The organism is Psychrobacter sp. DAB_AL32B, from assembly GCF_002224105.1.
Classification (GTDB): Bacteria; Pseudomonadota; Gammaproteobacteria; order Pseudomonadales; family Moraxellaceae; genus Psychrobacter.
Map to the genome: position 1 here is coordinate 39,549 of NZ_NEXU01000049.1, position 21,336 is coordinate 60,884.

General features: G+C 43.4%; 19 protein-coding genes. 6 read left to right on the top strand and 13 right to left on the bottom strand.

The features are described 5' to 3' along the window. Window positions 1-205 precede the first annotated feature (205 nt). From tdh to CAN34_RS05650, 12 genes are all read right to left on the bottom strand, one after another. Entirely contained in the window at window positions 206-1,231 is a 1,026-nt protein-coding gene (tdh, locus tag CAN34_RS05595) for an L-threonine 3-dehydrogenase (RefSeq protein ID WP_089554811.1), read from the bottom strand. Window positions 1,232-1,313: 82 nt separating this feature from the next. Further along, the gene (kbl, locus tag CAN34_RS05600; protein ID WP_089554812.1) at window positions 1,314-2,504 is read right to left on the bottom strand and encodes a glycine C-acetyltransferase; all 1,191 of its coding nucleotides are present in this window, start codon (window positions 2,502-2,504) and stop codon (window positions 1,314-1,316) included. A gap of 591 nt (window positions 2,505-3,095) precedes the next feature. Then, complete coding sequence (locus CAN34_RS05605; RefSeq protein WP_089554813.1) at window positions 3,096-3,293, bottom strand: hypothetical protein; 198 nt, start codon at window positions 3,291-3,293, stop codon at window positions 3,096-3,098. Window positions 3,294-3,316: 23 nt separating this feature from the next. After that, a complete protein-coding gene (locus CAN34_RS05610; protein ID WP_089554814.1) occupies window positions 3,317-4,063 on the bottom strand; it encodes a type 1 glutamine amidotransferase in 747 nt (248 codons plus the stop codon). Window positions 4,064-4,149: 86 nt separating this feature from the next. After that, entirely contained in the window at window positions 4,150-5,028 is an 879-nt protein-coding gene (locus CAN34_RS05615) for an N-acetylmuramoyl-L-alanine amidase (RefSeq protein ID WP_089554815.1), read from the bottom strand. A gap of 35 nt (window positions 5,029-5,063) precedes the next feature. After that, window positions 5,064-5,900, bottom strand: a complete 837-nt coding sequence (locus CAN34_RS05620) for a hypothetical protein (RefSeq protein ID WP_089554816.1) — start codon at window positions 5,898-5,900, stop codon at window positions 5,064-5,066. 24 nt (window positions 5,901-5,924) lie between these two features. Further along, window positions 5,925-6,200: a hypothetical protein gene (locus CAN34_RS05625; protein WP_089554817.1), complete on the bottom strand. Its 276-nt coding sequence runs from the start codon at window positions 6,198-6,200 to the stop codon at window positions 5,925-5,927. Beyond that, window positions 6,197-6,973 carry an MOSC domain-containing protein gene (locus CAN34_RS05630; RefSeq protein WP_254423104.1) on the bottom strand — a complete coding sequence of 259 codons (777 nt, stop codon included), beginning with the start codon at window positions 6,971-6,973 and terminating at the stop codon, window positions 6,197-6,199. Before CAN34_RS05630 ends, CAN34_RS05625 begins: the two co-directional genes overlap by 4 nt. A gap of 273 nt (window positions 6,974-7,246) precedes the next feature. Continuing rightward, complete coding sequence (rsfS, locus tag CAN34_RS05635) at window positions 7,247-7,660, bottom strand: ribosome silencing factor (protein ID WP_079692985.1); 414 nt, start codon at window positions 7,658-7,660, stop codon at window positions 7,247-7,249. Between the two features lie 141 nt (window positions 7,661-7,801). Continuing rightward, complete coding sequence (locus CAN34_RS05640; protein WP_089554819.1) at window positions 7,802-8,728, bottom strand: nicotinate-nicotinamide nucleotide adenylyltransferase; 927 nt, start codon at window positions 8,726-8,728, stop codon at window positions 7,802-7,804. A 355-nt stretch (window positions 8,729-9,083) separates the two neighbouring features. Next, entirely contained in the window at window positions 9,084-11,240 is a 2,157-nt protein-coding gene (gene pta / locus CAN34_RS05645) for a phosphate acetyltransferase (RefSeq protein WP_089554820.1), read from the bottom strand. A gap of 94 nt (window positions 11,241-11,334) precedes the next feature. Beyond that, window positions 11,335-12,567 carry an acetate/propionate family kinase gene (locus CAN34_RS05650; protein ID WP_089554821.1) on the bottom strand — a complete coding sequence of 411 codons (1,233 nt, stop codon included), beginning with the start codon at window positions 12,565-12,567 and terminating at the stop codon, window positions 11,335-11,337. Between the two features lie 703 nt (window positions 12,568-13,270). Here CAN34_RS05650 and CAN34_RS05655 point away from each other — a divergent pair. The 4 genes from CAN34_RS05655 (at window position 13,271) to CAN34_RS05670 (ending at window position 17,465) form a co-directional block, all read left to right on the top strand. After that, the gene (locus CAN34_RS05655) at window positions 13,271-13,597 is read left to right on the top strand and encodes a lipoprotein (RefSeq protein ID WP_089554822.1); all 327 of its coding nucleotides are present in this window, start codon (window positions 13,271-13,273) and stop codon (window positions 13,595-13,597) included. A gap of 95 nt (window positions 13,598-13,692) precedes the next feature. Further along, entirely contained in the window at window positions 13,693-15,045 is a 1,353-nt protein-coding gene (lysA, locus tag CAN34_RS05660; RefSeq protein WP_089554823.1) for a diaminopimelate decarboxylase, read from the top strand. A 436-nt stretch (window positions 15,046-15,481) separates the two neighbouring features. Next, window positions 15,482-16,369, top strand: a complete 888-nt coding sequence (gene dapF / locus CAN34_RS05665; protein ID WP_089554824.1) for a diaminopimelate epimerase — start codon at window positions 15,482-15,484, stop codon at window positions 16,367-16,369. A gap of 58 nt (window positions 16,370-16,427) precedes the next feature. Beyond that, window positions 16,428-17,465 carry a tyrosine recombinase XerC gene (locus tag CAN34_RS05670; RefSeq protein WP_089554827.1) on the top strand — a complete coding sequence of 346 codons (1,038 nt, stop codon included), beginning with the start codon at window positions 16,428-16,430 and terminating at the stop codon, window positions 17,463-17,465. 77 nt (window positions 17,466-17,542) lie between these two features. Here the strand turns inward: CAN34_RS05670 and CAN34_RS05675 are convergent, their stop codons facing one another. Further along, on the bottom strand, window positions 17,543-18,442 hold the full coding sequence (locus CAN34_RS05675) for a carbon-nitrogen hydrolase family protein (protein WP_089554825.1): 900 nt from the start codon (window positions 18,440-18,442) through the stop codon (window positions 17,543-17,545). Between the two features lie 325 nt (window positions 18,443-18,767). Here CAN34_RS05675 and rpoN point away from each other — a divergent pair, with 325 nt between their 5' ends. Together rpoN and raiA are read left to right on the top strand one after the other, a co-directional pair. After that, complete coding sequence (rpoN, locus tag CAN34_RS05680) at window positions 18,768-20,453, top strand: RNA polymerase factor sigma-54 (RefSeq protein ID WP_089554828.1); 1,686 nt, start codon at window positions 18,768-18,770, stop codon at window positions 20,451-20,453. A 391-nt stretch (window positions 20,454-20,844) separates the two neighbouring features. Then, complete coding sequence (gene raiA / locus CAN34_RS05685; protein ID WP_079690735.1) at window positions 20,845-21,225, top strand: ribosome-associated translation inhibitor RaiA; 381 nt, start codon at window positions 20,845-20,847, stop codon at window positions 21,223-21,225. The last annotated feature ends 111 nt before the right edge of the window (window positions 21,226-21,336 follow it).

Below are 21,336 nucleotides of genomic sequence, written 5' to 3' on the forward strand. Positions count from 1 at the left end.
AGAGGGAAGTTGAGATTATTTCTTCCCTCCTGCTGTTCCTATGCTTGTTTGGCTTTTTCTTCTAGGTATCTCTGTAGATCGTTTGCTCAGAGTTATTCAGCGTTTATCTATCTTATCACTTTTTAATATCCAAAAAAAACGGCACTGAAATCAGTACCGTTTTATAAGTCGTGACAATTTAAAAGCTAAATACGAATCGCCAAAATCAATCCCAGCTTAAAATTACCTTACCGCATTGCCCACTTTCCATGATATCAAAGCCTTCTTGAAAATCATCAATGTGCATGCGATGGGTAATGATTGGCGACAAATCAATACCGCTAATCAGCATTTGCTCCATCTGATACCAAGTCTCCCACATCTCACGCCCATAAATACCCTTCAGGGTTAACGCCTTGAAAATAATCTTGCTCCAATCCACCGTGGTGGTGTTAGGTAAAATGCCCAAGAGAGAGATTTTAGAGCCGTTATACATGTTACTAATCATCGAATCAAAGGCCTGAGGCGAGCCAGACATTTCAAGCCCAATATCAAAGCCGTGCATGTTTAACGTATCGATGGCGCCTTCGATGGTTTCACCTTTGGCTGGGTTTATGGTCATAGTCGCGCCCATTTTTTTGGCAAGCGCCAAGCGATAATCGCTGATATCACTGACCACAATATTACGCGCCCCTGCGAAGCGGCAAATCGCCGTTGCCATTGAACCAATCAGCCCCGCACCCGTAATCAGCACATCCTCACCAAGTACAGGAAATGATAAGGCGGTATGAGTGGCATTGCCAAAGGGGTCCATAATGGCTGCCATCTCATCGCTGATACGCTCATCGAGTTTTATGACATTATCGGCAGGTATCACCAAGTATTCGGCAAACGCGCCATCGCGGTCAACGCCCACGCCTATAGTGTTTTCGCACACATGTAGCTTACCACGGCGGCAGTTGCGGCAATGCCCGCAAGCGATATGTCCTTCGCCTGTGACTCGGTCACCCACTTCAAAATGCTGCACTCCATCGCCCACTTCACTAATGATGCCGACGTATTCATGTCCGATAATCATCGGCGTCTTTATGGTTTTTTGTGACCACTCATCCCACTTATAAATGTGCAAATCTGTACCACAAATGGCGGTTTTTTTAATTTTTATTTTAACGTCATTGATGCCGACCGTAGGTTCTGGCATGTCTTGCATCCAGATGCCTTTTTTGTCATAGGCTTTAACCAGTGCTTTCATATTTTTCTCTTATTTAGCTGTGTTGCATTTAATTGTTGAATCCAGTAGGTAACTATGTAATTACGTAACTAGCGAACTACTCTTAATCAATCACCTTCATTTGCTTGGCGACTTTAATAAAGGCGGCGATACACTGGTCTAGCTGCTCGCGAGTATGGGCGGCAGAGAGCTGGACACGGATGCGAGCCTCGTCTTTGGGTACGACAGGGTAGAAGAAGCCAATCACATAAATGCCCTCGCAAAGCAGCGCATCTGCCATTTGTTGCGAGACATTAGCGTCATAAAGCATAACCGCACAAATTGCCGATTCGGTAGGCTTGATATCGAAGCCCGCATCTTTCATTTGCTTAACAAAATAGGCGGTATTTTCATGCAATTGGTCTTGTAGGGTATTGTCTTGCGCTAGCATCTCAAATGCTTTTACCCCAGCTGCCGCCACCATGGGAGGAATGGAGTTTGAAAACAGATACGGGCGCGAGCGTTGACGCAACATCTCAATAATTTCTTTTTTACCCGTAGTAAAGCCGCCAATAGCACCGCCAAATGCCTTGCCTAAGGTGCCAGTGATAAGCTCAATATCACCACGTAGATTAAACAATTCAGTCACGCCGCCACCGGTGTGACCGACGACGCCTGCTGAATGCGATTCGTCAATCATCACCATGGCATCATATTTTTGTGCCAACGCATAAATCTCATCCATTGGCGCCACATTACCATCCATTGAAAACACACCATCGGTCACAATTAAACGAAAACGCTGTGCTTGCGCCGCTTGTAATTGAGTCTCTAAATCTTGCATATCCGCATTGGCATAGCGATAACGCGCGGCTTTACACAGGCGCACACCATCAATGATTGAGGCATGATTTAACGAATCAGAAATAATGGCATCCTCGCCGGTCAGCAATGGCTCAAATGCACCGCCATTGGCATCGAAACAGGCCGCATAAAGAATCGTATCTTCGGTATTAAAAAACTTAGAAATTGCCGCCTCTAATTGCTTATGCAAATCTTGCGTACCACAAATAAAACGCACCGATGACATACCATAACCTGAGTTTTCAATGGCTTGGATAGCCGCCTTTTTGATCTCAGGGTGGTCAGACAATCCAAGGTAATTATTGGCACAGAAGTTAAGCACCTCACGGCCATCGGCGATCTTGATTAGCGCATCTTGCGGGGAGGTGATAATGCGCTCGGTTTTATACAGCCCTGCCGCGCGTATATCGCTGATTTCTTGTTGTAGATGTTTCTGAAAGGCTTGATACATAAAAATTCCTTTTTTAATATTATTTGAGTCTGCATTGATAATGCAGATATTAGGACTGCTGATAGGACCAAACTATCAAAGCTGCGCATCATCCTAGCCTTCAGTAAAACTAACGATATGGGAAACCAACGATATGGTGCGAGCAGTGATACTATCTATAACCCCGTAAGCGGTAATTTTATCATTAGCCCATCTCAATAAGTAGCCCAAATAGCTGGTGGATAGGACTATTTTTTTGAAACTATATAGTATTGTTTGGTTATAGTATTGGCCTCAAGGCTGCCTAGTCTTGTCTCTTTAAGCATAAGACATCAACTTGCGCATCTTTGTAATATCGGCTGGCAAGTAACCTCCATCCAACTTACAAGCTTTCAATACAACTAAAATCACTTAGCTCGACCTATACCGAAAAGAGTCACCAAGACGGTCATGGCAGCCACCATTAAAGACAAAAACCCACCATGCCAATGATAGAAGGTATTGACGGATAGATGGCTATATTGCCCTAGATTAAGCTTACAATGGCATTAACACTGACCCAAGATCCCCAAAACAGTTTTTCTTCATAATCACACCTTAGCTCATTGATGGCTATTCATCCTTCGAACTTTCAACAGTCTCTCTTTGAGCCTCAGCGATCAACTCATGAATCTTAGCGCTTTCTTTTAATACACAAGCATCATAGGCAGAGAGAGGCTCGGCTTCCTGCTGTTCTTTTTGCTCTTGTTTGGCTTTTTCTTCTAAATACTTTTGCAGCTCATCTTGCTCATTTGGTTGTGAGTTACCCATGGTTCATTCTCCTGACTATTTAGTTATCCGCTATTCGCCATCCGATTTAGTATAGCGGCTAATCTCGCGTTATTCTCTTCGATATATTTATCACCTAGCGTGATTATCTCAGCCGCTGATTGTACGGTTTCGGGATAGCTCTTAAGTCCACTTTGGATAGCATCACTGCCATTTACTATCATCTTAGCAAGGCTTTCTTTGGTCACTTCAAAATGACACTGCCAACCCATAATCCAAGTGCCAAGCGCTTTATGCTGCGAAGTTTGATAGATAAACCCTTGATTCTCCCATGCCTCCGTTGATGCGATAATACTAGCGCCTTTTGGACAGTCAAAACCATCACCATGAAAGTGAAAGACGGTAAAATCTTGCTTAGGTAAATCCTGTAATAGAGGATGTGATTGTCCTTTGGGCGTCAATCGAATGGGTAACCAACCGATTTCCTTTACGCCAGACGGTTGAACGTTAGCGCCCAAACAATGCGCGATAAGTTGCGCCCCTAAGCAGATACCGATCACCGTTTTTCCAGCATCAATAGCTTGTCTAATAAAATGCTTTTCAGCGATTAGCCAAGGATATTTTTCTTCATCGTGGACGCTCATTGGTCCGCCCATCACGATGAGCCAATCAAAGTGGTCTTGCTCTGGCAAGGAACAGTCATCGTAAGAGCGACTGATATTCATCATATGGTGGTGGCTATTTGCCCATTGTTTGATGAAGCTCAGGTCTTCGTAATCGGTATGGAATAGGGCGTGGATGCGTAGCGTCATTTTATACCTTCGATTAAAGAGCCTTATATTAGCAATAGGGCTTGGTCATCACGTGTAAACCCAGAACATGAACCTAAACCATGAACTCAATAAAAATCATCACGACCAGCATACTTCTTATTGAGCGCCTTTAAAATCGCATAAGTTTCTATATCTATCACGCCCGTTGGATGATGCGGGCGAAAGTGTAATTGAAAGGCATAAATAACATCACGGCTTTTTTTATCCCACTCATCGCTGTTATTTAGTTGATAACCGTAATCGCGAAAGGCTTGCTTAATCTCGGGTATGGTTGCTGCTGCAAACTCATCTTGACTCATAAAGAACTGTTTATCAAATTCATCATACCAAGCGCCAATGCCGTACTCTTTATACAGTCGTTGCCAAGGAAACTTCGCACCGGGATCAATCTTACGCGAGGGTGCCATATCCGCATGACCGATGATGTTTTTTGGTGAGATGTCATATCTCTTTGCTAAGTCTTGTACCAATTGCCCGACTTTTTTAACCTGCAACTCATCAAATTCGACATAGTGCTCATAAGGATGGTAGTCGAGCTTGCCGTTTTTTAAGGCGTTTCGATATTCATGCTTAATGCCAGCATTGACAATCTCGATGCCGATAGAGGTATCGTTTAATATCGTTCTGCCTGCAAAGCCACCATTACCCGCATGCCAAGCACGTTCGTTTTCTGGCACTAAGTTATAGATTTTGTCATCGTCGTTGTTTAAAATCAGGTAATGCGCACTCACATTTCCAGTGGTCAATGTTTTTATAGATCTGGCATTATTGCTCACCGTATAGTGCAGAACGATGGATTTAATACGCTCGCTCTTGCCAGTGGCTTGGTAGGTTTCGCTATCTATGACATAGCTCTCAATGGTGGCTACTTGAGAGGTCGTCACGCAGCCGATTAAGGGCAGTGTAAAGCCACATGCTAATGCTAAAAAGATGTTTTTTGCCATGAAATGCTCGGTTTAAAAGCTAGGTTTTATAAGAATTACTTTAATTCGATTGGGGTTTTTAGATAACTAAAGTCCTTTAGCTGACCTGTAAATAAACTCAGCTGTCCATCACTAAATTTATATAAAACATTCATACTGCTATCAGAGATAATATAACCTGTATCCCAAGGGTTTTTTATAATATCGCCATATGAGTTAAATATAGCTTCGTCATTGGTACTTTCGGGCTTACAAGTAGCAATGTTACTATGACGAATGATCGAGCTACATTGAATTTGATATAGCGTTTTCGTTTTGTTATTAGGTTTGAATTCAAGTATTTTACCTGATTCCCTATCAACGACTACTACCTGATCACCATCGAAGGCAATACCTTCAAGTTGATGAAACTGTGGTTCACCAGAGGTTGTATTGTTATCCCAGTGGGAAGTAATACTTGCAGAGTTTGTCTTAGCATCAAAAGCAACCTCATAAACTATTTGTTCACCAAGTAAATATAATTTATCTCTATTCTTTTGCATTACGGTGATACGCTCAGTGTTTTCAAGGTTATCTAATCCTGTTACTTCGGTGACAATGCCTTTCTTATCAATAAATTTAAAAATGTTGCCAAAAACACCGTCTATGAACATCCAGCCTTGATCATCTATTGCTATGATACTTGAGGGGATATCAAATTCCGACTGAGATGAATAAGAGGGTTTTTGAATATTTTTTCCCATTATATATTGTACTCGCTTAGCTAATTTAGCATCAGACTCTGCTTCAGTAAGTCGCTTACCAGCAAACAAATAAGGGGAGTAATCGGGAGTGACTTGAATAATTGTATTATTAGCAGTTAAAAGTATGTTGCCATCTTTATACTGTTTCATATCAAGTTTTGGATATCGATCTAATTAAACCTTAGTTGTCGTTACTTTGCCTGTTTTATCAACTACGCGCATGCCATAGCCGTTGTTATCAAACAATAAAATATGCTTTTTGTCTGGCGATAACAGTAACTTTCGAGGGGTAGATAGAACGGCATTTTGACTGTCGCCATCAACTGTGCCGTCAAAAAAAGACATGACGGATACATCATCGCTTTCATAAGCATCGTTTTGCTTTATTAATGCCAATGCTGATGTGCAAGAGAGAGCTAATAAAATTGAAACTAACGTTTGTTTTATCATGTTGAAACCTTTCTAATCTTCTTCGCCAAAACCGTTTTCCAACTGTCCTCCAAACACTCAATCGCTAGCCATGGCTCAATTATCTTTGCATCAAATTTCTCTTTTGAGTTCGACAATTGCCATAGCTTCTCTAATGTTGCGAACGGATAAGGTCGCTCGATTAAATAGACAGGCAAATCAGCGTTAATCATGCCATCACGAACGACTTGAAAATACCAACCAGCGATACCTTGTTTGCTCACCCAAGAAGCGATATTGGGTACTTTAGTAAACTGTCCGATTTGGTCATTGATTTTGTAGCAAGGGCGACGCGGTTGAACGATGCGTAATTGCACACTATCTTCACCATTCCCATCAATGACTTCATCTTGCCCATACTGAAAAACGTCGCCAATACAAACCGTCGCTTCCGTCATTTCTGGCATACCACTCACCGCTTCCGTCGTCAGGTTTTCACCTAATGTACCGACACGTACCTTTAAACCAAACTCGGTATTAATCTGCTCATAAGTGGCAGGCGGCAATTGATGAACCGCTTTTAAAGGTCCACCATGATGACGGCGATCCGCTTGCTCATCAGTGGTCAAGCCCATAAAGTTGACAGCGACAGGTGCTTTGATGGGCGCTTTATCAATGGCGCTCATTTGCTCACGGGCGAACGGCATAGCTTTACCAGCACGGACGCAAGTTAAGTTAGCGATATGTAGTGGCAGGGTTTGGTTAAAGTCGGCTGTATTTTTTTGGATGGTAGATTCTATCGATTCTATATTCATAGGTGTTAAGCTCATTGATTTTCCTAATCTATAAAGACTTATTAGGTAAGTGGCTTTGTAGTTGCTAGCATTAATAATGAGTATTATCTTAGCCTAATCATTCGTTTGATTATACGAGTTTAGAGCTTTAAATTTATTAGAGCTTCAAGATTTATTAGGGCTTTAATATTTATTGGGGCTTTAAGCTTATCAGTACATAAAATTTAAATAAAAAAAGACCAGAATAGTCATCTGGTCTTTTTGGTTTTTACAGCGTTATGGCAATAAATAATATTATTTATTTTTATTGCGACGACCTGCTGTTTTCTTTTCACGCGGCACGGCGACCAGCTCAGCCAATTGTTCAGGCGACGACCATAGACCTTCTAAGTCATAGAACTCACGTGCTTGCGGCGTCATCATATGCACGACGACTGCACCCAAATCAATCAACGTCCAGTCAGAATCGATACCGCCTTCACGGCCAAGTGGCATAAAGCCGCCCAGTTTAGCTTCAGCACCGACACTGTCAGCCATCGCACGCACATGGCGTTTAGACGTACCGTCAGCGATGACGATGCGTTCCATCACGTCAGTTAAGTCTGCTACATCCATTACGGTTATGTTTTTAGCTTTCATATCGTCTAGCGCGCTTTCAACAAGGGTCAAGCATTCTTGTAAGCGTTCTTCAGTCATGGTATTGGTCATAAATTTTAATCTCTTGAATCGTAAATATTTAAAATAAAATGGTAAATCGTCAATTTGCATGCATTTATATTGTCCAACTGAGCCTATATAGCCAGTTACATATAAAGACAGGATGAGCAAAATGACAAAGATAAGGCGATTTTAACGGAATTGAGCAGCAGAATATAGCTGATGGGCGATAATATATTGATAAACAGCAGGATTTAGCCATTTAGCTAATGGATTGGGTTTAGTATTGCTTATGATATCATTTATTGGTGGTACAGATGTAATTTGCGTTTCGGCTAAAGGCATTATATTCAATCGATTTTTCGTCTGCTGTAACTGCTGGCGTATTTGGGTACTCGATACTGCGGCGACAGGGCGCGAGTCTATATAAATGTGACCTTGATGGTTGTTTTTTAGGACACCGCTGTCTGTTAAGTTTTGAGAGGTGGGCGTTAATAACTCAGTGGCTAAACTGACGGTTAAGTGTTGCAGCTGCACGGATAATTGGGATTGTAAGTGAGCCTGCAAAACAGACATATCTTGTGTGACTAAATCTTTATCAACAAGGTTTGTATTAATGTCAAAAAAGCTTTTATTGATACTAAGGCTATCGTCACGGTCAAAAACCCATAGATTGACGTAATCTGTGAGTTGTAAACCCTCTTTCCATTTATCTAAACTACGCGCGCTGTCCATGCCCATAATAAATATCAAACTGTCATGCGGGTAGCGGGCGCGCAATGTCTGCATACTATCGATAGTATAGACAGGCGGCGTCTGCCACAGCTCAAGCTCATTAATCTGTAGCGGTGTATCTTGGGTTGCGAGCTTTAGCATGGCTAAGCGGTGCTCAGGGTCTGTGCTATTTTCTTTAAAAGGCGAGCGCGCATTGGGTAGCAGCGATACATGCAGCGCGCGCTGTTGCTGCTTCGCTATCGGCAATAAGTATTGATAAACGTACAAGGCCATTTGCAAATGACCATTATGCACAGGATCAAATGAGCCACCCAAATAAGCACGAATGGCAGGGGCAATCGAATATTGATATTTCTTTTTTTGCTTAAAATTAATCTCTGGCATAGATACGCTAAAAAAATAAATTGATATGGATAAAGTAGGTTAAGCGAGCAATTGAGCAAGCAAGCAAGTCTTATATTGTAGAGTGCAAGTAGGCAGCTGTCATTAATATAGTTAAAGCAATTAAAAAAACCATACAGTGCTACTGGGATAAATTTTTCGAAGCCTCTGGAGCGTAAAGCGCCCAGCAAATGAGGAAGATTTATTTTAGTAGCACGTGGCTGTGGCTATCAGCCTATTGATTTTGCTCTGCCTTGACTATAGCGCTTAAAAGCCATAAAAAATAGCCAATAAAAAACCGACCATCATGGTGATAGTCGGTTAAATATAGAATGATTACGCATAAATTTTAACGCAATTAAATCGCGTCGCTATGCGCTTGAATGGCGGTAAGGGCGATGGTATAGATAATATCATCGACCAATGCACCACGTGATAAGTCATTGACGGGCTTATTCAAACCTTGCAACATCGGACCGACACTGACCACATTGGCGCTACGTTGCACCGCTTTATAAGTGGTGTTACCCGTATTAAGGTCTGGGAAGATAAAGACGTTTGCTTGTCCAGCAACCGGTGAGTCTGGCGCTTTTTGTTTACCGACGCTCATCACAGAAGCCGCATCATACTGCAACGGTCCATCAACGGCGAGATGCGGGGCACGCTCGCGGACGATTTGGGTCGCACGAATGACCTTTTCAACATCAGCACCGGTACCTGAAGCACCTGTTGAATAGCTAATCATGGCAACTTTTGGATTGATACCAAAGGCTGCCGCCGACTGCGCCGACTGAATAGCAATCTCAGCCAATTCTTCGGCAGTCGGGTCAGGATTAATAGCGCAATCACCATATACCACCACTTGCTCTGGTAATAGCATAAAGAAAATTGACGAAACTAAAGAATACTGCGGCGCCGTTTTAATCAACTGGAACGCTGGGCGTACGGTGTTGGCAGTAGTATGAACGGCACCAGAGACTAAGCCGTCAACTTCGTCCATCTCCAACATAGTCGTACCCAAATAGACGGTGTCTTTTAGGTATTCGGCGGCGACTTCGGCATTGGTTTTACCCTTACGGCGTTCAACGACGGCAGCGATATATTTGTCCATATCAAGGGTGTCAGGGTCGATGATTTCCAGACCTTCTGGCAAAATCAAGTCGCGGTTTTTGGCCACTTGCTCGACATCGCTACGCTTAGCGAGTAATACACAATTGGCAATACCGCGGCTTTGGCAGATACAAGCTGCTTCGACCGTACGTGGTTCAGAGCCCTCTGGCAGTACGATACGTTTTTTGGCACTTTGCGCTTTTTTGACCACTTGATGACGAAATGCCGATGGTGACAGACGCGGCTCATGATTGCGACTAAAGTATTCTTTAATCCAACTGAGATCCAAGTGTGCTGCTACATAACGCGCCACTTCTTCAGCACGTTCGGTGTCATCGCTTGGAATCTCAGCGCTCATATGGACAAGGCTTTGTACGGTCTCGTAGCTGTCATCTTCGACGCTCATGACTGGGATACCAGTTTTGAGTGCGGATTGCCAAAGCTCAGCCACCGTCGGACTGGGCACGACGCCGCCTGTTAAGACCAGTCCAGCCAATGGAATGCCGTTGATGCAGGCGAGTCCAGCAGCTAATAACAAATCATCACGGTCACCAGGTACGACGATAAGGGTGCCACGTTTAAACACTTCATCGACGCGTGCAACCGAGCGGGCGGTCAAACTGATACGATTAATCCGGCGTGATTTTGCTTCACCGACATTTAGCCAAGTAGCATCAAGCTCAGCGGCGATATCCCAAGTACGAGGTACAGATAGCGAGTCACTAAACGGCACCACACCGATTAAGCGGAATTGTTCGGTATTGAAGTGTGGCGATAGGCGCTGGACTTCTTGCATAAAGCCGCTGTCCAAGCTCACAATCGATTCACCAGGGGCAACGATTTGATTTTCTAAGGTGCTTTGCGTATTCGGCAAGTCATGCATACGCATTAAGATACAGCCTAAAGTACGGTCGCTTGCCATACCACCAAATTCACGAGCATGGACATCAAGCTTATCGGCTAAATAGGCAGGTTTACTAGTATCAGCGGTGCTAACAAAGATGATTCTGGCATCTAGTGCATGGGCAATCGCACGGTTGATTTGTGAGGCATAAGAGGTCTCAGTGGTCGATACCAAGCCTTCGCAGATCACTACATCGTAATCATCGCCGAGGGTATGATAGTTGACGACCACTTCTTCCATTAAGTCATCAAGGTTGTCGTCGCCAATCATACGCTCAACCCGTTGACGGCTGATAGATTTAGGTGGCGTCAGACCAAATGCATGCATGGCTAACGCGCTCGAGCTGTCTAAACTGTTTTGCTTATCAAGCGTATCGTCTTGCAAAAACGGCTTCATAAAACCCGCTTTGATACCGTTATAATCAAAAGCACGAATCAAGCCCAAAGCGGCTGACGTCACACCGATACCGCGACTGATTGGCACAAGTAAAATAGTTTGCATAATATATCCTACTGTTTATTATTTTTTTCAAGAAAAGCTCAACCTTTTGCATATAAGAAGTCATTTACACTTCTTATATGCAGTAGGATGAGTCTTATTGTAGACCTAATGCTGCACGAGTTTCTTGGGCGATACGGCACTCTTCGTCAGTTGGCACAACCCACAGCTCAATGCTGCTATCGTCAGTGTGGAAACTGCCTTCTTTGCCAGCATATAAGTCAGCGTTCTTATTGGCATCTACTTTGATACCAAAATGCGGCATCATCTCTAAAATACGTGTACGCGTGGTAACAGAGTTTTCACCAATACCACCGGTAAAGACAATACCTGTAAATTTGGGTAGGGCACAGCTTAGACTGGCAAGGTATTTAGCAACGCGATAGCAGAACATCTCAATAGCAAGCATTGCATCTTCGTGTCCTTCATTAGCGGCTTGCTCAACGGTACGCAAATCATTCGATAAGCCTGAAATGCCAAGCAGACCACTTTCGTTATTGAGCATTTTATCAATTTCTTCTAAGCTCATGCCCAATTGACGCTTTAGATGGATGTGTAGGCTAGGATCGACATCACCACTACGCGTACCCATCATTAAGCCTTCAAGTGGCGTTAAACCCATGCTAGTATCAAGGCTTTTACCATCGTAGACAGCGGTCGCTGAACAGCCGTTACCTAAATGCGCAGTCAACCAACCATGTGGTCCTTCCGCGCTAGTAATCTCGCTGGCGCGTTCTGATACATAAGCGTGCGAGGTACCATGGAAGCCATAACGACGGATTTTATGTTCTGAATAAAGTGCTTTTGGTAGCGGATAACGGAAAGCGACAGGTGGCATGGTTTGATGGAAAGCGGTGTCAAATACTACGACTTGCGGAATATCAGGATAAATGGCTTGCACCGCTTCGATACCCAAAGCGTTAGCAGGATTGTGTAGGGGCGCCAATACTTTCAAGCGTTTAACTTCTTGTAAGACATGATCATCAACTTGCACGGCTTCTGAGTATTCACGGCCGCCATGTACCGCTCGGTGACCAACAGCGATGAAGTGATACTGTTCAAGTAGGGCAAGGATTTTTTGTAAAGCGAGTTCATGACGACCACCAGGGATAGCAATCTCAAGTTTTTCACCGTTCAAAGCAGTATGTTTAATACGAGCAGTATCAAGACCTAAGTTTTCTGCAAGACCAGTGATACGAGTGCTTTCATCATCACTAATCAAGGCATATTTGATTGAAGAGGAGCCGCAGTTCAGTACCAAAGTAGGATTGGTTAGGGTCGATGTTTCAGAGTTTTTGTCATCAAAAGTGGTGGTTACGCCAGCGCTCATACTCTATCCTTAGATTATATTTCATAAAGGGTAATCATCATCGATGACCACCTGTTAAATAAACGAAAACCAGCTATATTTTGCTGGTATATGCCAGACAGCTGACATAGGCAAACAATCATACGGCTGATTTACATCATGCTTGGGCTATGAATGTTTCCAAGGCTTTTTAAATACTTCTTAATGCCTTTAAGCGTTAATCGGAAGCCCATTAGCGCCTCGTCACAGCCGCAAGGGTTGAGTATAATGTACCATAATTTTGAAGTTATACCACGATAACTATAAGGTTTTAATAAGCAATCTTCTAACTGTTCAATACAAGTGTACACCGAGGCTAGCCAGCGTTTCACAGCTATGGCAAAATAAAAACCCCCTTTATAAAAATTGTAAGTAAGTTTGTCTAAGTTTATCCTAGCTTGATAAAGAAATGTTTATACACGGGATTTCAGTTAGCAAGATCGTCTATTGATATAGTTGATTCACTTTAAAAAATATACAGTGCTGCTAGGATGATTTTTTCGAAGCTTCATAGCTATATTTTTGCAAATTTATTCAGCAATCAGACTGCGTAGGCGCACAGCTTTATGGAATAATGCTATGATTAAAAAATGGTCATCTTTTTCCTGTTGTATGCTGGCTTCATTTTCACTGATAGCGATTTTTATCCTATTCAAACCATTGCAAGATTAAGGTCATCCATTCTATGTTTACTGTAAAACGCACCTCAAAAACTGAATGCTCTAACGCCGTCACTGGTGTCAGTCGCCCTGCTATTTATAAATTAATACTCGGCACTACTGTCCTGATAGGCGTTACAGCCTTAAGCGGCTGCGGGCAAAAAGGCGATTTATATCTTGTAGAATCCAGTAGCCAAACAGTTCGAGATAGCGCTGCGATACTTGATAGTGGTAATAATCCACAGGATGATACTGCCTTTGCTGGCATTGACGATGATAACCAAGCTACAGACTATCAAAATACGGATAATTTTAAGCTGCCTGAACCCAGTAACGACCCTAACGATTATTAATTTTTACGAAACAATAAAGCGGTTAAAGTACTTTTTGAGACTGTTTTAACACTTTATTTTCACCTTGTTACCCTGATTATATTCGAGATATTTATATGAGTCATTCTGAGCAAAAAGCTGGCGAAACAGTCACCACCCATACTGAGCAAGGGTTCTATATTAATCCTGAAGCCTTAACTACCCACTTGCCTGCGTTGCACTATCGCAATGACGCCTTGCATATGGAGCAAGTTAGTATTAATGAGGTGGTCAAACACTACGGTACGCCATGTTATGTCTATTCAAAACAGGCGATATTAGATGTTTATCAATCTTACACCGATAGCTTCTCCAGTTTGAATCATCAGATTTGCTATGCGGTGAAAGCAAACTCTAATCTAGCGGTGCTTGGCGTGCTAGCAGAAGCAGGAGCAGGGTTTGATATTGTCTCTCGCGGTGAGTTGATGCGCGTATTAGCCGCCGGTGGCGAGGCGTCACGGGTAGTATTTTCAGGCGTTGGTAAGACTTATAGCGACATTGAATATGCTCTTACCCAAGGTATTAGTTGCTTTAACGTCGAGTCCATTAGTGAGCTGACGTTAATTAATGAAGTGGCGGCGCAGTTGAATAAGAAAGCACCGATATCACTGCGGGTCAATCCAGATGTTGACGCCAAGACGCATCCATATATCTCGACAGGACTAAAAGACAATAAGTTCGGTGTTGCCCACGAAGACGCGATAGCCGTCTATCAACAAGCAGCGGAGCTGTCTCATATCAACATCGTTGGTATCGACTGTCATATTGGCTCACAGCTTACTGAAGTAGAGCCATTCGTAGCAGCGTTGGACAAAATAATTGAGCTGGTGCATAGCTTACGTGAAAAAGGCATTGAGCTACGTCATATCGATTTGGGTGGCGGCTTAGGGGTGCGCTACATCGATGAAACGCCAGTGTCTATCGGTGAGTTTGCAGCTGCGTTATTACCGAAGCTTAGCGAGCTTGGCTTGACGGTATTTTTTGAGCCGGGTCGTAGTATCGTTGCTAATGCGGGTGTTTTATTGACGCAAGTTGACGTATTAAAACCAACTGAACATAAGAACTTTGCCATTGTCGATGCGGCGATGAATGATTTGATTCGTCCAGCGCTGTATCAAGCAGAAATGGCAGTGATTCCAAGCGTCTTACCTAGCGATGGTATTGATACTGACGGCACACAGCCATGGGATATCGTTGGTGCTATTTGTGAAACGGGTGACTTTTTGGCGAAAGATCGTCTATTGTCGCTCGCGACAGGCGATATTTTGGCAATCACGGGTGCTGGCGCTTATGGTTTTACCATGAGTAGCAACTATAACTCGCGTCCACGTGCCAGTGAAGTGATGATTGCCGATGATCGCCATCAGCTGATTCGTCAGCGCGAGACCATTGAGTCGTTATATGCGAGTGAAACATTGTGGCAAGGCTGATTTAATTGGCAAGCGGTAGTTGAAACACCTCAAAAACGATACAGTGCTACTAGGATAAATTTTCTAAAGCCTCTGTCACGCTTGCGAACAGTAAGCTAGCAAAATGGTTACCAGTAGCACGTGAGTATTAACTACCACCTACTAACTATCAACCTACTAACTATCAACCTACTAACTATCAACCTACTAACTATCAACGTTTCTTTTTTACTATGCCTTGACCATGAATAGCATGATCAAAAACGCATTATATTTGACGTTTAAAACCAACCCATTATCGAGATGATAGTGGGTTTTTTTATGGCAGGCCCTGATCGAATGTATGAATATTAAGAGATGAATATAACTTGGCATTTGATGACGGTGATAGTTATGATTGTAACTGACAGCGTGCTAATATAAGACATACATAAAAATAGGATAGGGTATCAGGGATATGCTAATAGAATTTACTAAGATGCATGGGCTGGGCAATGACTTTATGGTCATCGATTTAGTGACTCAGCGCTTAGAGTTGACCAAGGATTTGGTACAGTTATTGGGTGATCGTCATCTAGGTATTGGTTTTGATCAGTTGCTGGTAGTCGAGCCACCGATGCGCCCCGATGTTGATTTTAGCTACCGTATTTTTAATACCGATGGTACGGAGGTCGAGCAGTGCGGCAATGGCGCGCGCTGTTTCGCCCGTTTCGTACAAGCGCGCAAACTGTCATTTAAGCAGCGCCTGCGCGTTGAGACCGCAAGTGGTATTATCTCGTTGACCACCGACCGCTACGGCTGGGTAGAAGTCGATATGGGCAAACCGAAGTTTGAGCCAAGCGAAATTCCTTTTACACCAAGAGCCACGACCAAAATTCAGAATGCTTATCATTTGGACGTTAATGGCACGCCTGTGCAGCTGTATGTCGCCAATATGGGCAATCCACATGCGGTGATTAAAGTCGATAATGTACTCGATGCAAAAGTTGAAACCTTGGGCAAAGCCATCGAATCGCATCCCGCCTTTCCAGAGCGCGTCAATGTCGGTTTTATGCAAGTAATGAACCAACGTCATATTCGTTTGCGAGTTTATGAGCGCGGTGTCGGTGAGACGCAAGCCTGTGGTACCGGCGCTTGTGCAGCCGTTGCCATCGGCATACGCGAAGGCTGGCTTGACGAAGGCGAAGATATACGCGCACAGCTTTATGGCGGCAGCATGGTTATCAAATGGCAGCCGGGCTATTCAGTCATGATGACGGGACCAACTGCTTTTGTTTATGAAGGCGTATTTAGCCCAGACGGTCTGATGGCACAAGCGGGCATCAAGCCCAATCCAGAAGGCTAATTGGAAATGATAAGCAGCATTTATTTGCTGCTAGATAAATAGCATGGTTATTTCTAATATGGTGATGTCTAATAAAAAAAGTCAGTCTACAGAGCTAAAAGTAGAGCCGCAAGCATGGCTATCTGCAGAATTAGCCATCACCATAGAGGCAGATGCGGCGCTACGCGAATTACTAGCGCCTGTGCATCGTTGGCTGAATGTCTTGTCCGTGCGTAATCACTCGCCACATACATTGGCGGCTTATTTTGCTGGCTTAAACCAACTGGCGCTGTTTCTGCGCGGTAAACGCCTAACATGGACGCGCTGTGATAAGCGTCAGTTAGCCCAGCATATTAGCCAGCGCCTCGATGAAGACAAGCTGGCACTTGCCAGCGTCCAGCAAGAGCTGTCGGCTATCCGCCATTTTTATGGTTGGCTGATTGAAGAGGATCTGGCACGTATTAACCCAACGACGGGCTATCAACTTAAGCGCAGCCCTAGACCATTACCGTCTATTGCTGACATAGATTTATTGACCCAATTACTTGACCAAGAAATCCCTGATACATCCGAACAAGCGCGCTTATGGTTGCGTGATAAAGCGATGTTTGAATTGCTTTATAGTAGTGGTCTACGCGTCGGCGAGCTGGTGGCGCTGGATATGGCAGATGTGGACTTGTCTGATTTACGAGTACGCGTGACGGGTAAAGGTAATAAGACGCGCTTGGTGCCGTTAGGCGCAAAAGCGGCAGAGGCGATTAGCCGTTATTTGCCACACCGTAATCTATGGGTAGAGCAGATGGATAGTGCATTATTTATTAGTGAAAAATTAGGCACACGTTTGTCAACGCGGGCGGTACAACAACGCCTAAAAGTCGCAGCCACACGTGCGGGTATCGCCCAAAATATGTATCCCCATCTATTACGCCATTGTTTTGCTTCCCACATGCTATCGGGTAGCGGCGACTTACGTGCTGTCCAAGAAATGCTCGGGCATAGCGATATTAGTACCACCCAAATCTATACCCATGTTGATTTCGCTAAGCTCACGCAAGTCTATGACCGCGCCCATCCACGCGCCACTCATGCACAGAAAGAGAGCGATTCAACCACTTAATTTTAAAAGTTTCTTTTATTAAGAACCCCCTTTATCAAAATCTGCTTTATCAAAAACTCCTTTATAAAAAAACAGCCTTACGCCAACCGATGACAGTCAAAAATAGGCATCTTTTGTCGCCCTTGTTCTTGGGCGAACTTATCTAAAGTCGCTAAGACAACTTGATAATTTTTATCTTCTTCAATGATCGCTGACTTGTTCAACTCGCTACTCTCATAGCTATCGATAATGGTTCCGTCAAAAGCGGTGATTGCAGTATGTCCCCATGTCTGACGAGTATCACCATCTTTATAAGCGTGGTCACCGCCTTGTGCTGCGCCAATGACCATACACTGGCTGTCTAAAGCCCTTGCTCTCAACAGTAGTTCCCAGTGTGCCTGTCCCGTTAGGTAAGTAAAGGCTGACGGTGCACTTAATAGTTCTGCACCCGCTTGCCGCAGACGCTGCGCTAATGCTGGAAAACGCAAATCAAAGCAGACCATCATGCCGAGCTGGTAGACTACATCGTCTAAATCGAGCGCTGCTACGACCGTTTGTGTACCCGGCTCAAAGGTGGCCGCTTCATTATAACTGCCTTGCTTATCGGCAACCGTCGCGGTGAATAAGTGAATTTTGTCATAACGTGCGACTCGCTTACCATCGGGTGCAAATAGCTGACTAACTTGACGTAGCCTACCATCAGGTACAGTCATTCCATCTGAGCGATAAGGGCAGGGCAATGAGCCTGCTAGCACGTAAATACCATAACTACGTGCATAATCTGCTATCGTCGCTGACAGCGCATCAAAGCGCTCTGCGGTGGCAAATTGTTTGCCCATACTACAGCAGTTTTCCGGTAAAACGACAAGCTGTGCGCCTTGCGCGCGCGCATCGATAATAGCGGCTTTTATATCAGCTAAGTTTTTTTCTATGTTTTGCTGGCTATTCATTTGGATGGCCGCAACGGTTAGCTGTTTATTGTTAATAAGGTTACTCATAACATGATTCTCAGTATTTTAAGTTCTATATATTTCTGATGAGCTATTCTCTAAATTTATCGTTATTGATGACTTTTGCGTTACTTAAGCTGCGAATACTTGTATGCAAGTGTTGGCATGCATAAGCTTTTATAAAAGAGCTCTTAAAGGATTTTTAGAAGCCTACTGTCATAAGCCTAAAGGGCGCTTATCTGAGTAGGGCATAAATTATCATAGCAAAATTGTCATAAAAAATGCTATCGTCATGTCCTGATAAGGTTAAACCGCTGTCTTCATCAGCATAACATAGACAATGTCACCACGATTGGAGTGTAATAAGCTACCTATGAGTATGTCGTTCGGATTGGCGACCACGCTAAGCACCTCACAAAAACTGACCCCGCAAATGCAGCAAGCCATTAAATTGCTGCAACTCTCTAGTCTTGAGCTCGCGCAGGAGGTTCAGGCGAAGCTGGATAGCAATCCATTACTCGAACGTATCGAGGATGATGAAGATGAGTATGAAAGTAATGATAAGGCGATAAATGAGTTTGGCGAGCCGTTAACGTTAGATACTTGGAATCAGAATGCTGGTATTGATTCGTTTACTACACCCTCTACCTCTAATAATAATGACGATAGTTTTGAATATGAGGATAGTATTAGCGATAGCTTTGATAAATTACAGCAAGCCAGTTTTGACGATGATGCCATAGACAGTTATGCGCTGGATGGGGACGACTATAGCAGCTTTGACAGCTCTAATTTAAACAATGATAGCTTTGATACAGTCAGTACGGGTAGCGCATCCACTGCATTAGCACGCCCAGATTCTGATGATTTTGATAGCTATCAAGGTAGCACAAACGCGATGATTCAAGACCATGTGCGCTGGCAGCTGAACTTTAAGCATCTCTCAGAAATAGATATGCTAATCGCTGAATATTTAATGGACTCTATGGATGATATGGGCTTTGTTCGGCTTGATATCGACGAGTTGTTGCAAAGCTTTGATACCATGGCAAGCTTTTATCAATGGGGGAATCGTGTTGAACATGATGAAATCATGGCGGTATTGCGTATGATTCAGTCGTGTGATCCGCTGGGTGTTGGTGCGCGAAATCTAAGTGAATGCCTAGCCATTCAGTTGTCCAAGCTCGATGCTAACACTGGCTATTTAAGAGAAGCCCAAGCGCTATTGTCAGCCGGTGAGCATTTGGTCAGTAATAATATTAAGGCACTGATCGAGCTGACAGGACTCGCTGCTGAAGACATCACACCTGCCCTCAATCTGCTGCGCACTTTAAATCCTTCACCCGGCTTGCTATTCCAAAGCCGCCAGCCTGAATATACTCAGCCGCCAGACAGCTATGATATTCCTGATGTACTGGTGACGCCTATCCGTCGTCGTGATACTAATAAAATTACCGAATCCTCCTCACAAGAAGATGGTTGGTACGTGCGCCTCAATCCTGACACCTTACCGAAACTGCGGGTCAATCAAGAATATGCCAACCTAGTTAAGCGCGGTGATGACAGCCCTGACAATCAATATCTGCGTGAAAATCTCACCGATGCGCGGCTATTTATTCGCAGTATCGAAGAGCGTAATCAAAACCTACTCAAAGTGGCGACCAGTATCGTGCGCTATCAGCAAGAATTTTTGCAGTACGGTGCAACTGCTATGCAACCGCTTATTTTAAAAGTCATCGCAGAAGAAGTAGACCTACATGAATCTACCGTCTCGCGTCTGACCACCAGTAAGACTATTTTGACCCCGCAAGGATTGTTTTCGCTAAAGCACTTTTTTTCATCTCACGTCAGTAGCACGGACGGTGATATCTCCTCAACTGCTATCAGTGCCATGATTAAACAGCTAATAGCCGATGAAAATCCCAAAAAGCCATTATCGGACAGTCGTATCAAGGACTGTTTATTAGCAGATGGTATCGATATCGCCAGAAGAACGGTTGCCAAATATCGCGAAGCGATGAATATTGGCTCGTCTACCCAGCGTAAACAAAAATATTAACTGTCTTAATTCAACGAGTTATCAGTAGAGACATGCAGTCGTCAATATACTTTAGAGTAAATATAAAAAATAAAATTTTTTGATTATATAGAAACATTCAAGAAACAACCGTTTTTATTACATTTACTTACAATATACCGTCTTGCTACTAGGCGGTTTTCATGACAAATTAGAGTCATACCAACAACGAAATCTAAGTGTCGATTTAGCATAGTTATTTATATCAATAACAAAAGAGACTATAAAAGGATACGTTAGTATTTTCCTAAAAGCATTGGTACTAAAGGCGCTAACATTAAATATATTAGATAAGTTGGTGGTAAGGCAGGGTGATAAAGGCAGGAATGCTAGCTCATCTGTTGATTGTAAGTAACAATAAAAGGACGATAATATGAATGTTTCTATCAGTGGTCACCATATCAGTGTTACCGATGCCATGGACACAGCAGTTCGCGAAAAACTTGAAAAAGTAGAGCGTCACTTTGATCAGATTCAAAGTATTCAAGTGATATTGTCATTAGATAATAGCGGTGCGAGTGATGGCGGTCAAAAGAGCCATAAAGCTGAAGCGATTATGCGAGTCTCGGGTAAAGAGATGTTCGTCCAAGCATGTGAAGATGATATGTATAAAGCCATAAATGAGATGGCAGACAAGCTTGATAGACAAGTACGCAAATATAAAACCAAACTGGAGAGTAAAAAGACACAGGGTGCAGGGCGTGATGGACGCTATGAAGATCTGACGACTGCTGAGGCAGCTCCGGCAGTTTAGCCTTAATGTCGTGTTAGCTTTGCTGTTATAGATGCTTAATAAGTTGTAGCTTATAAATAAATAGTATTAATAACAAATTTATTAAGCCCATCTATTCAACATAGTACTGTA